Annotated in this window: 13 protein-coding genes and 2 pseudogenes; 9 read left to right on the top strand and 6 right to left on the bottom strand. The window is 74.0% G+C overall.

Annotated features, from left to right (window positions below):
• Window positions 1-118 precede the first annotated feature (118 nt).
• Window positions 119-739 carry a TetR/AcrR family transcriptional regulator gene (locus tag XF36_RS21035; RefSeq protein ID WP_060713286.1) on the bottom strand — a complete coding sequence of 207 codons (621 nt, stop codon included), beginning with the start codon at window positions 737-739 and terminating at the stop codon, window positions 119-121.
• A gap of 72 nt (window positions 740-811) precedes the next feature.
• Between XF36_RS21035 and XF36_RS21040 the strand changes: the two genes are divergently transcribed.
• Complete coding sequence (locus XF36_RS21040; RefSeq protein WP_238588976.1) at window positions 812-1,558, top strand: SDR family oxidoreductase; 747 nt, start codon at window positions 812-814, stop codon at window positions 1,556-1,558.
• 7 nt (window positions 1,559-1,565) lie between these two features.
• Here the strand turns inward: XF36_RS21040 and XF36_RS21045 are convergent, their stop codons facing one another.
• The gene (locus XF36_RS21045; RefSeq protein ID WP_145981441.1) at window positions 1,566-2,390 is read right to left on the bottom strand and encodes a siderophore-interacting protein; all 825 of its coding nucleotides are present in this window, start codon (window positions 2,388-2,390) and stop codon (window positions 1,566-1,568) included.
• Window positions 2,391-2,570: 180 nt separating this feature from the next.
• On the opposite strand from XF36_RS21045, the pseudogene XF36_RS30710 reads away from it, so the two are divergent.
• From XF36_RS30710 to XF36_RS21075, 5 genes and pseudogenes are all read left to right on the top strand, one after another.
• A pseudogene (locus tag XF36_RS30710) lies at window positions 2,571-3,468 on the top strand (IS5 family transposase).
• A gap of 55 nt (window positions 3,469-3,523) precedes the next feature.
• Window positions 3,524-4,405 carry a hypothetical protein gene (locus tag XF36_RS21060; protein ID WP_060713288.1) on the top strand — a complete coding sequence of 294 codons (882 nt, stop codon included), beginning with the start codon at window positions 3,524-3,526 and terminating at the stop codon, window positions 4,403-4,405.
• 89 nt (window positions 4,406-4,494) lie between these two features.
• A complete protein-coding gene (gene nthA, locus XF36_RS21065; RefSeq protein WP_060713289.1) occupies window positions 4,495-5,076 on the top strand; it encodes a nitrile hydratase subunit alpha in 582 nt (193 codons plus the stop codon).
• Window positions 5,073-5,732, top strand: a complete 660-nt coding sequence (nthB, locus tag XF36_RS21070) for a nitrile hydratase subunit beta (RefSeq protein ID WP_060713290.1) — start codon at window positions 5,073-5,075, stop codon at window positions 5,730-5,732. The genes nthA and nthB overlap by 4 nt, the downstream gene beginning before the upstream one ends.
• Window positions 5,719-6,024: a nitrile hydratase accessory protein gene (locus XF36_RS21075; RefSeq protein WP_060713291.1), complete on the top strand. Its 306-nt coding sequence runs from the start codon at window positions 5,719-5,721 to the stop codon at window positions 6,022-6,024. The genes nthB and XF36_RS21075 overlap by 14 nt, the downstream gene beginning before the upstream one ends.
• Here the strand turns inward: XF36_RS21075 and XF36_RS21080 are convergent.
• From XF36_RS21080 to XF36_RS21090, 3 genes are read right to left on the bottom strand one after another with little or no spacing between them, the layout of a single operon-like run.
• Window positions 6,021-7,532 carry a GntP family permease gene (locus XF36_RS21080; protein ID WP_060713292.1) on the bottom strand — a complete coding sequence of 504 codons (1,512 nt, stop codon included), beginning with the start codon at window positions 7,530-7,532 and terminating at the stop codon, window positions 6,021-6,023. The genes XF36_RS21075 and XF36_RS21080 overlap by 4 nt on opposite strands.
• Complete coding sequence (locus XF36_RS21085) at window positions 7,520-9,169, bottom strand: N-acyl-D-amino-acid deacylase family protein (RefSeq protein WP_060713293.1); 1,650 nt, start codon at window positions 9,167-9,169, stop codon at window positions 7,520-7,522. Before XF36_RS21085 ends, XF36_RS21080 begins: the two co-directional genes overlap by 13 nt.
• Window positions 9,169-10,416 carry an alanine racemase gene (locus XF36_RS21090; RefSeq protein WP_060713294.1) on the bottom strand — a complete coding sequence of 416 codons (1,248 nt, stop codon included), beginning with the start codon at window positions 10,414-10,416 and terminating at the stop codon, window positions 9,169-9,171. The genes XF36_RS21085 and XF36_RS21090 overlap by 1 nt, the downstream gene beginning before the upstream one ends.
• Before the next feature lie 121 nt (window positions 10,417-10,537).
• Between XF36_RS21090 and XF36_RS21095 the strand changes: the two genes are divergently transcribed.
• The 3 genes and pseudogenes from XF36_RS21095 to XF36_RS21105 all read left to right on the top strand — a co-directional run bounded on the left by XF36_RS21095 (window position 10,538) and on the right by XF36_RS21105 (window position 12,669).
• A complete protein-coding gene (locus XF36_RS21095; RefSeq protein WP_064485471.1) occupies window positions 10,538-11,512 on the top strand; it encodes a sugar kinase in 975 nt (324 codons plus the stop codon).
• Entirely contained in the window at window positions 11,509-12,273 is a 765-nt protein-coding gene (locus XF36_RS21100; protein WP_060714878.1) for an IclR family transcriptional regulator, read from the top strand. The genes XF36_RS21095 and XF36_RS21100 overlap by 4 nt, the downstream gene beginning before the upstream one ends.
• Window positions 12,270-12,669: pseudogene (locus tag XF36_RS21105) on the top strand (RidA family protein). Before XF36_RS21100 ends, XF36_RS21105 begins: the two are co-directional and overlap by 4 nt.
• A gap of 154 nt (window positions 12,670-12,823) precedes the next feature.
• Here XF36_RS21105 and XF36_RS21110 read toward each other — a convergent pair.
• Window positions 12,824-13,093, bottom strand: a complete 270-nt coding sequence (locus tag XF36_RS21110; protein WP_060713295.1) for a DUF2277 domain-containing protein — start codon at window positions 13,091-13,093, stop codon at window positions 12,824-12,826.
• Window positions 13,094-13,107: the final 14 nt, after the last annotated feature.

Consider the following 13,107-nt stretch of genomic DNA (forward strand, 5'->3'; position numbering starts at 1 on the left):
CCCGGGTCGCGGTAGGGGTCCCGACCCGGTCGGGGTGCCGACCCTCGACTTTACGCCTGGCCCGCGCGGCCGCCGACCGCACCGTCGGTGTGCCACGGCACGCCGGTGCGGGCCCGCCTCACGGACCGCCCGCCGCCGGTCCCGGGGTGCCCACCGTGCCGCGGACCACGGCCGCGACGGCCGCCTTCGCACGCTCGGCGACCGTGCCGCCGCCGACCGCGGCGCCGGCGAGGAAGCCGTCGACGTCGAGGGCGCCGTAGCCGTGGGCGGTCGTGACCACCCGCTCCATCAGCGACACCGCCGCGGCCGGGTCGGCGAGCTCCAGGGCCGGGGCGAGCAGGACGTCCCCGATCCGCCGTCCCACGGCCGCGAGGTCGCGGTCGCCCAGTGCCCGCAGCTCGGCGCCGTAGACGAGGTCCAGCCCGACCCGGCGCCCGGTGAGGAACCCGGCGTAGGCCCCGCCGGCGGCGGCGAGTCGCGAGACCGGGTCGTCCCCGGCCCGCGCGGCCGCGGTCTCCATCTGCTCCGCCAGCTCGCCGGCCGCCGCGGTCACCACCGCGGCCAGCAGCCGGTCGCGGTCGGCGAAGTGCCGGTACGGCGCGGCCGTGCTCACCCCCAGCCTGCGGGCCAGCACCGCGACCGAGAACCCGCGCACGCCCACCTCGGCCAGCAGGTCGACGCCGGCACGCACGAGTGCGCCCGGCAGGTCGCCGTGATGGAACCTCGCCCGCCGGGCCATGCACCCTCCTTGCCGTGATCGGGCTATCACATTAGCGTGTAAGTGGGTTATCACTTCGAGTCGGGAGACACCGTGGACACGCAGGACACCATCACCGGCAGGGTCGTCGCCGTCACCGGCGCGAGCGGGGGCATCGGCGCGGCGACCGCGGTCGAGCTCGGGGCCCGCGGGGCGCGCCTGGTCCTGGGGGCGCGTCGGGCGGACCGACTGGAGGCCGTGGCCGACCGGGTGCGCGCCGCGGGCGGGACGGCGGTCACCGTGCCGATGGACGTACGCGACCGGGCCGACCACACCACGCTGGTCGACCGTGCACGGGCCGAGTTCGGCAGGCTCGACGTGCTGGTCGCGAACGCGGGGGTGGGCCGGGTCCGTCCGCTCGACGAGCTCCCGGTCGAGGAGTGGGACGAGATGATCGACGTCAACCTGCGCGGCGTCCTGTACGGGCTCGCCGCGGCGCTGCCGGTCTTCCGCGCCCAGCAGGCGGGCCACCTCGTCGTGGTCGCCTCGACCTCCGGCCTGCGGGTCGTCCCCGGTCAGGTCGTCTACGCCGCGACGAAGAACGCCGTCCGGACCCTCTGCGAGGGGCTGCGCCAGGAGGCGGGACCCGCGCTGCGGGTCACCGAGGTCTCGCCGGGGTTCGTCGCGACCGACTTCGTCGAGGGCATCGGCGACGAGCGGTTGCGCGCGGACTACCGGGCACAGCGCGACGACATCGCCCTCGACCCGGCCGCGATCGCCCGCGCGGTGGTCTTCGCGGTCGAACAGCCCGCCGGGGTCGACGTCAACCAGGTCGTCGTCCGGCCGACGGCCCAGGGGTGAGCCCGGCTCAGATCAGCCCGTCGCGCTCCAGGGTCGCCTCGTAGAGGTCGAGCATCCGCTCGTCGTCGCCCTCGGCGGCGGCGGCAGCGTCGGCGTAGGCCTTCTCGAAGCGCTCCTGGTTGGCCCGCCAGGTGCGGCGGAAGGTGTCGGCGTCGCGCCGCCAGTAGCCGAGCACGCCGTAGGCGCCGGGCGGCAGGCCGCGCTCGTGGCGCAGGTGCTTGCGGGCGGCCCGGGTCGCGGACGCCTCACCGCCGACGTAGACGTAGCCGGGCCCCTCCGGCAGCACGAGCCCGGCGACGATCTCCGCCAGCCGGCTGCCGGTCTCGCTCGCGGGCTCGCGACGCACTCGGGCCCGTTCGGGGAAGTCGGCCGGCAACTCGTCGATCTCCAGGACGACCTCGGTGTCGATGCCCTCGGGGGTCTCGGCGACGATCCGGGCGAGCGCCGGGAGGGCCGCCGCGTCGCCGACGAGGATCTGCCAGCCGACCCCGGCCGGGCGCTTGAACCAGCTGTTCGTGTGCGAGACCTCGATCTCGTCGCCGACGCGGGCCCGCCGCGCCCAGCCCGCGCCGACCCCGCCGGGGTGACAGACCAGGTCGATGGACGCCCGGGTGCGGCAGGGGCTGACCTCGCGCAGGGTGTACCAGCGACCGTGGTCGTCGCGGCCGCCGTCGGGCAGCGGGAAGTGGAAGACGCAGGCCTCGTCGGGGACGCCGGGCAGGTCGAGACCGGCCAACGCCTCCCCCTCGAGCCGGGCCCGGACGAAGACGTCCGAGACCCGCTGCAGGCCCACCACACGGACCGCCGCGCGGTCCTCGGTCACGACCGACATCGCCACCTCCCTATTGGTGAGGCTCACCTAATCACAGACAGGAGGGCGGCATCAACCGGACCTTTCGGTCACGGTGTCGCAGAGTCCCTTCTACTATGTTGCATAGTGGACAACCACCCGATCGTGTCCGCTAGGGTGTGTCTCCCAAATAGGCGGACCGGGGTGCGCGATGCTTGATCGGTGCCGCGCACCGCTGTCCTGACTGATGCCCAGTGGGCCCGTCTGGCGCCGCTGTTGCCCTCCTCCGAGGGTCGTCGCGGGCGCCCGTTCCGCGATGACCGCCGGGTGCTCGAGGGGATCATCTACCGGTATCGGTGCGGGCTTCCCTGGCGCGACGTCCCAGCCGAGTTCGGGCCGTGGCAGACGTTGTGGAAGCGGCACCGCCGCTACAGCGGCGACGGCACCTGGGACCACATCCTGGCTGCTCTTCTGGTCGAGGCCGACGCCGCCGAGGTGCTCGGGTGGGCGGTCAGCGTGGACTCCACGATCATCCGTGCCCACCAGCACGCCGCGACCCTCAAGCGCGACACAGGGGGCCGGATCGAACTACACGAATCTGCTCGCCGAACCAGCAGATCACGCGCTGGGACGGTCCCGCGGAGGGCTGTCGACGAAGATCCACCAGCTCGTTGACGGGCACGGCCGCCCGCTGGTGGTCCTCCTCGGCCCCGGCCAGGGCGGCGACTCGCCAATGTTTCCGCACCTGATGGCGCACCTGAGCATCGCCCGACCGGGCCCGGGACGACCCCGGACCCGGCCCGAACGCGTGCGCGCGGACAAGGCCTACTCCTCACGCGCGATCCGCCGGCACCTGCGCGAGCGCCGGATCATCGCTGTCATTCCGGAGCCCTCTGACCAGCAGGGACACCGCAAACGACGCGGCTCACGCGGCGGCCGACCGCCCGCATTCGATCCGGTCGACTACCGAAACCGCAACGTCGTCGAGCGCGGATTCTGCCACGTCAAGCAGTGGCGCGGGCTGGCCACCCGTTACGACAAGCTCGCCCTGACCTTCCGCGGCGGCGCCGTCCTGAAGGCAATCGTCACCTGGCTCCGCGCATTGGGAGACACACCCTAGCGTCAGCAGGTGTCAGACGGGTGTCGAAACCCGGGTCGGCACGGAGGAGCAAGCGGTGATCACGGTCTACCTGAACCGCCGGATCGACGACGACGCGCGCCGCGAGTCCCTGTTCCGGGGCGACTTCCATCTCTACACCGGGATCGGTGGCGCGAACGCCCTCGCCGACCACGCCAAGGACCTCATCGGTCGGGCCTTCGAGGGCATGGACCCGGAGCGCGCCCAGTACGAGATGGACGTCGACGAGTTCATCCGCCGCGTCGAGCCGCTCAAGCACGAGTTCACCAACGGTGAGAAGACCAAGTCGCTCTGCCAGCAGTTCGCCGTCGACTTCGGTGTCGACCCCGAGCGGACCTACTTCGACATCCCGCGGCTGCGCGTCATCCCGGCCGACCAGTTCCTCACCGCCGGCGTGTCCTACAACTACAAGGCGCACCGCGACATGTGGTACGGCCACCCGCAGCAGCTCGTGAACTACTGGACCCCGGTGTACGACGTCGTCGGCGAGAACGTCATGAGCATGTACACCGACTACTTCGACCGCCCGGTGAAGAACGGCTCGAACCAGTACGACTACGACGAGTGGGTCGCCAAGCACCGCACCACGGCCGCCGGTGAGAAGACCACCGACACCCGTCCGCACCCCCTCCCGCTGGAGGACTTCGAGTCCCGCGGCGAGATCCGGATCGCCGCGCAGTCCGGGGACGTCTTCATGTTCTCCTCGAACCACCTGCACGCGTCGGCGCCGAACACCTCCGACGTCACCCGGTTCTCCTACGACCTGCGCACGATCAACCTCGACGACGTGCGCGCCGGCCGCGGACCGAAGAACGTCGGCTCCGGCGCGACCGGCACCACGCTGGGCGACTTCCTGCGGGTCTCCGACCTGGCCCCGCTGAAGGTCGAGGAGTTCGAGGACGCGCTCACGAACGCCTGACCCCGCCCGTCCGACGGCCCGGTGCCCCGCGTGGCTGCCGGGCCGTCGTGCTCTCGACGGCCGGACCGGGTCTGGCTACCGTCGGCCCGATGAGCGGTGAGCTGCGGCCGGTGGACGCCCGCGTCCGGGCCCTGGAGTCGATCCTGGTCGAGAAGGGCTACGTCGACCCGGCCGCGCTCGACGAGATCATCGAGACCTACCAGCACCGGGTGGGCCCGCGGAACGGCGCGCACGTCGTCGCCCGGGCGTGGACCGACCCGGACTTCGCGGCCCGGCTCGCCGAGGACGCGACCGCTGCGGTCGCCGAGCTCGGCTACGGCGGCCGGGGCGGCGAGCACCTCGCGGCGGTGTTCAACGCACCGGCCGAGCACCACCTCGTCGTCTGCACGCTGTGCTCCTGCTACCCGTGGCCGGTCCTCGGTCTGCCGCCGATCTGGTACAAGTCGCCGGCCTACCGGTCGCGGGCGGTGCTGGACCCGCGCGGGGTGCTCGCAGACTTCGGGACCACCCTCGGCGACGACGTCGCGATCCGGGTCCACGACTCCACCTCCGAGCTGCGCTACCTGGTCGTCCCGCAGCGCCCGGCCGGGACCGACGGCTGGTCGGTCGACGAGCTCGCCGCGATCGTCTCCCGGGACGCCATGATCGGAACCCGGCTGGTGTCGGCGTGAACGGCGCGCACGACCTCGGCGGCGCGATGGGCTTCGGGCCGGTCGAGCCCGAGCCGGAGGACGTCCGGTTCCACGCCGGCTGGGAGCCGCTGGTGCTGGCGCTGACCCTCGCCGCGGCCCGCCCGGGCGGCTGGTCGATCGACGAGTCCCGGCACGCCCGCGAGTCGCTCCCGCCGCCGGTCTACCTGACGCTGACCTACTACGAGATCTGGCTCGCGGCGACCGAGAAGCTGCTGGTCACCCACGGCCTGGTCGGTGCCGACGAGCTCGAGGCCGCTCGCCCGCTGCGCCCGCGCGCCGACGCGCCCGCCGCACTGGACGCCGGGTCCGTCGCCCGGGTGCTGGCGACCGGCGCCCCCACCGAACGCGACGCCGCCGGCCCGCCGCGGTTCGCCCCCGGCGACCGGGTGCGGGCCCGGGTGATGCACCCGCGCGGGCACACCCGGCTCCCCCGCTACGTCCGCGGCCGCAGCGGGACCGTCGAGACGCACCGCGGGACCCACGTGCTGCCCGACGCCCACGCGCACGGCCTCGGCGAGTGCCCGGAGCCGCTCTACACCGTGGTGTTCACCGGTCCCGAGCTGTGGGGCCCGGACGCCGACCCCACCACGACCGTCTCCGTCGACGCCTGGGAGTCCTACCTTGAACCCGCCTGACGGCCCCGTCTTCGACGAGCCCTGGCAGGCGAACGCGTTCGCGCTGGCCGTGGCCCTGCAGGACACCGGGACCCTGGACCGGCAGGAGTTCGCCGAGACCCTGGGGGCCGAGCTGGACACCGGCCTGGACTACTGGAACGCCTGGCTCGCCGCGCTGGAGCACCTGCTCGACGGGCTCGGCATCGCCGACCGCGGCGCGGTCGACGAGCGGACCGGTGCCTGGCTGCGCGCCGCCGTCGCGACCCCGCACGGCGCGCCGGTCACGCTCGACGCCGGCCCATTGCGCCCCTAGACCAGTGCCCACACCAGCGCGGCCGCGGCGAACCCGACGACGGACAGGATCGTCTCCAGCACCGTCCAGGTCATCAGGGTCTGCTTCACCGTCATGTTGAAGTACTTGGCGACGATCCAGAACCCGCCGTCGTTGACGTGGCTGGCGATGATCGACCCGGCCGACACGGCGACGACGATCAGCGCGAGCTGCGGCTGGCTGTAGCCGCCCGCGGCGACGGTCGGGCCGATGATGCCCGCCGTCGTCACGATGGCGACGGTCGCCGAGCCCTGGGCGATCCGCAGCGCCGCGCTGATCAGGTACGCCGAGGCGATCACCGGCAGCCCGATCGCGGTCATCGAGCCGGCCAGTGCGTCGCCGACGCCGGTGGTCTGCAGGACCCTGCCGAAGAACGCCCCCGCCCCGACGACCAGGAGGATCATCCCGACCGGGCGCAGCGACTCGCCGGAGATGCGGCCGAGTTCGGCCATCGACGTCCCGCGCCGGATGCCGAGCAGGTACAGCGCGAGCAGCACCGACAGCGTCAGCGCGATGGCCGGGGTGCCGAGCAGCACGAGCACGTCACGGAGCACCGTGCCCTCGGGCAGCGCCACCCCCGCGACGGTCGCGGCGAGGATGAGCACCAGCGGGACCGCGATGATCGAGGAGATGAGCGCGACCGACGGGGGCGCGGTCACCGCGACCGCCGTCCGCGGGGCGGCTGTCCCCGCGGTGCGGACACCGCCCGTCCCGCCGCTCGGGTCGCCGTCGGTGCCGGTGTCGCCGGCGCGCGCGGTACCGGCAGGACCGGACGGGCCGGTGGCCGGACCACTCCCGCCGGGCAGGTCCTCGGGCACGTCGACCTGGATCCGCCGCCCGATGAACGAGCCCCACCAGACGCCGCTGACCAGCCACGCGGGGATGCCGCAGAGCAGGCCCATCGCGATCACCCAGCCCATGCCGACGCCGAGCAGCCCGCCCGCCGTGACCGGCCCGGGGTGCGGCGGCAGGAACGCGTGGGTCATCGACAGGCCCGCGAGCATGGGCATCGCGTAGAGCACCAGCGAGCGGCCGCCACGGCGCGCGGCCACGTAGACCAGCGGCGCGAGCACGAAGATGCCGATGTCGAAGAACACCGGGATGCCGAGTACGAGCCCGGTGATGCCCATCGCGAGCGGTGCGCCCTTCGGCCCGAACAGCCGGAGCAGCCGTTCGGTCAGGGCGTCCGCCCCGCCGGAGCGTTCCATGATCGCGCCGAGCACGGTGCCCAGGCCGATGATCGGGGCGATGTGGCCGAGGATCCCGGCGAACCCCTTCTCGAACAGCGAGTCCGACGCCTTGATCGGGGTGCCGACGAGCTCGGTGACCGACACGCCCGCTACCAGGGCGACCAGCACGCCGGTCACGATCAGCGCGATGAACGGCTCCAGGCGCAGCCGCATGATCAGCACCAGGAGCAGCGCGACGCTGACGGCGGCGAGGGTGAGCAGGCCGGCCGTGTCGTTCTGCAGCCAGTTCAGGAAGGCCATCGGTGTCCTCCGGTGGGATGGGTGCCCGGTGCGGTACGGCCGTCGGCCCGGCGGCGCAGCGCGCGGCCGGCCAGCGCGTCGGTGCGCTCCCCGCCGTCGATGGCGAAGGCCCCGTTGACCAGCACGTACGGGATGCCTGCCGCCTGCTGGGCCGGCTCGGCGAAGGTGGCGGTGTCGGTGACGGTGTCCGGGTCGAACACCACCAGGTCGGCGGCCAGACCCGGCCGGACGCGGCCGCGGTCGGCGAGGCGCAGCCGGTCGGCGGCGCGTCCGGTGAGGTGGTGGACGCACTCCTCCAGGGAGAACAGCCCCAGCTCGCGGCAGTAGTGGCCGAGGTAGCGGGGGAAGGTCCCCCAGGCCCGCGGGTGTGGCTTCGCGCCGACGAGCAGGCCGTCGCTGCCGCCGGTGTGCCGCGGGTGGCGCATGATCGCGCGGACGTTCTCCTCGTGCCCGACGTGCTGCAGGATCCCGGTCCCGAAGTCGTCGCGGAGCAGGACGTCCACGCAGGTGTCGAACGGGTCCAGCCCGGCAGCGGCCGCGATGTCGGCGATCGTCCGACCGACCAGCCCGGCGAGCTCGGGGTTCGTGACCCCGCTGATCTCGATCGTCTCCCACTCGGCGACGACGCCGTGGCAGCCGTCGGAGCCGTGGACCTCCAGGTCCTCCCGGATCCGGGCGAGCGCCGCCGGGTCGCGCAGCCGCTCACGCGCCGCGTCGACACCGCCGGACTGGCACCAGCTGGGCAGGATCGCCGACAACGTCGTCGCGCCGGGCAGGTAGGGGTAGGTGTCGAGGGTGATGTCGACGCCGCGGGCGACGGCGGCGTCGAGCAGGGCGATCAGCTCCCCGGCCCGGCCCTTGTTGGGGCCGAAGTTGAGCGTGGCGTGGGCCAGGTGCAGCGCGCACCCGGACCGCTCGGCGACGTCGACCATCTCGGCGTAGGCCTCCAGCGCGCCCGCACCGTAGCTGCGGTGGTGCGGGGAGAAGAAGCCGTCCAGCTCCCCCACCGCCGCGCACAGGGCGGCGAGCTCGGCGCCGTCGGCGTACATGCCGGGGGTGTAGGTGAGCCCGGCCGAGAGACCGACCGCGCCCTGGGCCATGCCGGTGCGGACGACGTCGGCCATCCGGGCGATCTCCGCCCGCGTGGCGGGCCGGTCGTCCCAGCCGCAGACCAGCGCACGGACCGTGCCGTGCGGGACGAGATAGGCGGCGTTGCCGGCGATGCCCTCGTCGAGCCGGTCCAGGTACTCGGCGACGGTGCGCCACGTGAGGAAGTCCGCGCCGGGGTCGCCGTTCCAGCCGGCGATCGCGCGGCGCAGCACGGGCAGCACGGCGTCGTCGACGGGGGCGTAGGACAGCCCGTCCTGGCCGAGGACCTCGGTCGTGACGCCCTGGGAGACCTTCGCGAGGTGCGCGGGCTCGGTGAGCAGGCGCAGGTCGGAGTGGGCGTGCATGTCGACGAACCCGGGGGCGACGACCAGTCCGGCCACGTCGACGATCCGGTCGCCCCGGTCGGCCCGCCCGGCCGCGTCCGGTCCGACGGCGGCGATCCGGTCGCCCTCGACGAGCACGTCCGCGGTGTACCAGGGCCCACCCGTCCCGTCGACGACGGTGCCGCCGCGCAGCAGTGTGCCCATCAGAAGAACGTCCGGACGAGCTCGACGACCTGCGGGTCGGGATCCGCACCGTCCAGCACCGGGATCCAGCGCCACTTGTCGAACGCGGTGCACGGGTGCGAGAGCCCGAGCCGGACGACCTGCCCGATGCGGACCGGCTCCTCGGTGCGCAGGAACGCGTGCTGGTCGTTGACGGCGGTGACGGTGCCGGTCAGCGGCCGCGACGGCGCCCCGAGGTCGTCGGCGATGCGTTGCGGCTCGGGCAGCCCCTCGTCGAACGGGACGTCGCGCTTGCCCGCGTCGAGCAGCGCCAGGCCGGGCTCGGGGGTGGACACCACCCGGGCGGTCACGTGCATCGCCGAGCGGAACGGGCGCTGCTCGTCGTCGCGGGCCAGCGGGGAGATGCCGCGGTAGAAGCCGTCGTCGTGGACGAGGTAGGCGCCCGAGCGCAGCACGACCCGGGTGCGCGCGTCGGCGAGCCCGGCCAGCGCGGCGACGACCTGGTCGAAGTAGGCACTGCCGCCCGCGGTGACCACGACCTCGTCGGTCCCGTAGGACGGGGTGAGCCGCCGGTGCAGCGTGGCGAGGTCGTCGAGGTAAGCGCGGACGGTCGCCAGCGACTCCGCGGTCGGGTCGTGCGCGAGTGCCCCCTCGTAGCCGCCGACCCCGGCCAGCACCAGCGCCGGGCTCGCGACGACGGCCGCGGCGACCCGCTCGGCCTCGTCGAGGGTCCGCGCACCGGTCCGCCCGCCAGGGGCCCCCAGCTCGACGGCGACCGCGAGCGGCCGTGCCGGTGATCCCGCCGCGGCGGTCATCGCGGCGACGGCGTCGACCGAGTCGACCCAGCTGAGGACCTCAAGGTCCGGGTCGGCGTCACGGGCTGCGGCGACGGCGCGCACCCCGGCCGGGTCGACGAGCGCGTTCGCCAGCAGCACCCGTCGCACGCCGGCCTCGATCGCGATCCGCGCCTGCCACGGCGTGGCGACGGTGATCCCCCAGGCGCCGTGGCGCAGCTGCAGGTCCCACAGGGCCGGGGCCATCGTCGTCTTGCCGTGCGGGGCGAGGTCGACGCCGTGCGCGGCACACCAGCCGGCCATCCGCTCGGCGTTGGCGTGCAGGGCCGCCCGGTCGAGGGTGAGGACGGGTGTCGCCAGGTCCGACAGCCGCGGCCCACCGGCGAGCCACTCGTCGACGGTGCCGGGCAGCGGCGGGACGGACTTGGCGTACGGTCCGGGCCGTTCGGCGCCGAGCGACGCGTACCGGAGCATCCCGTTCTCCCCCTACGAGCAGGCGCGTTGCGTATTTCGCAGCGCTAGTTGCGTATTCTGGTCGGGCTGTTCTAGCATCGCCGCGACAGATCGGTCAACGACGGCGGAGGAGAACCCAGCAGTGGACATCCCGGGCCGGAGCGCCGTGGTGTGCTTCGGCGAGGCCCTCGCCCTGGTCCCCGACGCGGCCGCCGTCGACGACCCACAGGCCCCCGCACAGGCCGCGGGCGCGGAGGTCAACGTCGCGCTCGACCTGGCCGCCGCCGGAGTCACGGTGGCATGGGTCGGTCGCCTCGGCGCCGACCCGCACGGCGACCTGGTGGCGCGCACGCTCGCCGACGCCGGGGTCGACACCGGCGGGATCGGCATCGACCCGGACCACCCGACCGGCCGCTACGCCAAGTCCCCCGGCCCCGACGGCAGCACCGTCATGACCTACCGGCGTGCCGGGTCGGCGGCCTCGGCGGCCGACCCCGAGCTGCTGGAGACGCCCGCGGTGCGCGACCGGATCGCCGTCGCGGACTGGGTGCACGTCGGCGGGATCACCGCCGCGGTGTCGACGCCCTGCGCCGCGACGCTGGAGACGCTGCTGGCCCACCCGCGCCGGTACCGGGTGTCGTTCGACGTGAACTGGCGCGAGCAGATGTGGCCCGACGGCGACCCCGCCCCGGTGGTCGCGCTGGCCGGCCGGGCCGACGTCGTCCTGGTCGGCGCGGACGAGGCGCAACGGGTGTTCGGCACCGACGACCCGGCGCGGCTGCGCGCACTGCTGCCCGATCCGGAGCTGGTCGTGGTCAAGGACGGTCCTCGGCGCGCGCTGGCCGTGCACCGCGACGGCGCGGTCACCGAGCGCGCGGCGCTGGTCGTCGACGTCGTCGAGCCGGTGGGGGCGGGCGACGCGTTCGCCGCCGGTCTGCTCACCGGCCTGGTCCGCGGCGAGGACGTGGGCCGCTGCCTGCGCCGCGGCCACCTCGGCGCCGCCGCGGTGCTCGTCGTCCCCGGAGACTCCGCCGCTCCGCTGCCCGAGCATCTGCTCGACCTCGACGACGACGCCTGGGCGGCCCTGCGCGTGACCGCCGACCGGTGGGCCGGGTGAGCACCAGCCTGACCAAGGCGCTGCGGATCCTGGTGCTCCTCGGCGAGGGCCCGGCCTCGCTCGACGAGCTCGCCACGGCGCTCGAGGTGCACAAGACGACCGTCCTGCGCCTGCTGCGCACCCTGGCCGACGAGCACTTCGTGCACCGCGACGACCACCACCGCTACCGGCTCGGCTCGCGGCTGTTCGAGCTGTCCTCGCGCGGGCTGGACCAGCGCGAGGTGCGCACGGTCGCCGCACCGCACCTGCAGGCGTTCAACCGGGCCCACGGCCACACCGTGCACCTGTCCGAGCGCGACGGCGACGAGATCGTCTACATCGACAAGCTGGAGTCCCTCGACAACGTGCGCATGGCGTCGCGGGTCGGTCTGCGCGGACCCGTGCACTCCACCGCCGCCGGGAAGGTGCTGCTAGCCGACCTGCCCGCCACCGAGCGGAACCGGGTGCTCGACGAGATCGACTTCGCCACCCGCACCCCGAACACGATCACCGACCGCGAGACCTACCTGGCCGAGCTCGCCCACGTCCGCGAGCAGGGCTGGGCCCAGGACCGCGAGGAGAACGAGGCCTCGATCAACTGCATCGGGGCGCCGGTCCGCGGACCGGCCGGAACCGTCCTCGCGGCGGTGTCGGTGTCCGTACCGACCATCGTCGCCGGCTACGACCAGCTGATGGAGCTGGTCCCGTCACTGCTGGCCGTCACCGGGACGATCTCCCGCGACCTCGGCTGGCGCCCGACCCGAGAGGAACCCCCCGTATGAGCACGACCGCCGACGGCGCCGTCTCCACCCCCGACGCGCCCGCACCGGCGCACACCTTCAGCCAGGGCGTCCGCCGGGGCGGGCTGCTGCAGGTCTCCGGCCAGGGCCCGATGGACCCGGCAACGAAGCAGTACATCGCGCCCGGCGACGTGCACGCCCAGACCCTGCGCACCCTGGAGAACGTCCGCGCCATCCTGGAGGCGGGCGGCGCGTCCGTCGGCGACGTCCTGATGTTCCGGGTGTACCTCACCGAGCGGGAGCACTTCACCCGGCGAGTTCGTCTCCCGCTACGTCCCGGAGGACGCCGCGCTCCCCGCGCGGACCACGGTCTTCGTGGGCCTGCCCCACGCCGAGATGCTGGTGGAGATCGACGCCCTGGCCGCTCCCGCCGCGTAGGGCTCGTCGAGACGCACGTTCTCGCCCCCGGCAGGGCGGAAACGTGCGTCTCGCGTGCGTCGAGCGTTGCGAACCCGTGCCGACGACCACGGGAACACGACGCCCGGCGTGGTCGTGCCCCGGAGACGGGCCGGCGGCTCGACCTCGCGCTGGATCAGCGCGCGTAGCGCAGCTCCGCCCGCGCCCGGGCCTTCGCCGCCTCCACCTCGCGGTCCTTGGGCGGGGCGGTGGTGGTGAGCCCGTCGAGCAGCTCCCTGGTCGCCTCCGCGACGGCGGCGACCGCCTTCTCGAACGCCTCGGCGTTGGCCTGCGAGGGCTTCGCCGACCCCGAGATCTTGCGGACGTACTGCAGCGCGGCGGCATCCACCTCGTCGGGCGTGGCCGGCGGCTCGAAGTTGTGCAGGGTCCGGATGTTGCGGCACATGGCTCCCCCTGGAG

It is taken from the genome of Pseudonocardia sp. HH130629-09, from assembly GCF_001294645.1.
In the GTDB taxonomy this organism is placed as follows: Bacteria; Actinomycetota; Actinomycetes; order Mycobacteriales; family Pseudonocardiaceae; genus Pseudonocardia.

Excerpts from the sequence above, each read along its gene's own strand:
- XF36_RS21035 (WP_060713286.1), bottom strand. The coding sequence starts at position 739 with ATGGCCCGGCGGGCGAGGTTCCATCACGGCGACCTGCCGGGCGCACTC.
- nthA (WP_060713289.1), top strand. The coding sequence starts at position 4,495 with ATGAGCGGTGAGCTGCGGCCGGTGGACGCCCGCGTCCGGGCCCTGGAG.
- XF36_RS21110 (WP_060713295.1), bottom strand. The coding sequence starts at position 13,093 with ATGTGCCGCAACATCCGGACCCTGCACAACTTCGAGCCGCCGGCCACG.
- XF36_RS21045 (WP_145981441.1), bottom strand. The coding sequence starts at position 2,390 with ATGTCGGTCGTGACCGAGGACCGCGCGGCGGTCCGTGTGGTGGGCCTG.
- XF36_RS21085 (WP_060713293.1), bottom strand. The coding sequence starts at position 9,169 with ATGGGCACACTGCTGCGCGGCGGCACCGTCGTCGACGGGACGGGTGGG.
- XF36_RS21090 (WP_060713294.1), bottom strand. The coding sequence starts at position 10,416 with ATGCTCCGGTACGCGTCGCTCGGCGCCGAACGGCCCGGACCGTACGCC.
- XF36_RS21080 (WP_060713292.1), bottom strand. The coding sequence starts at position 7,532 with ATGGCCTTCCTGAACTGGCTGCAGAACGACACGGCCGGCCTGCTCACC.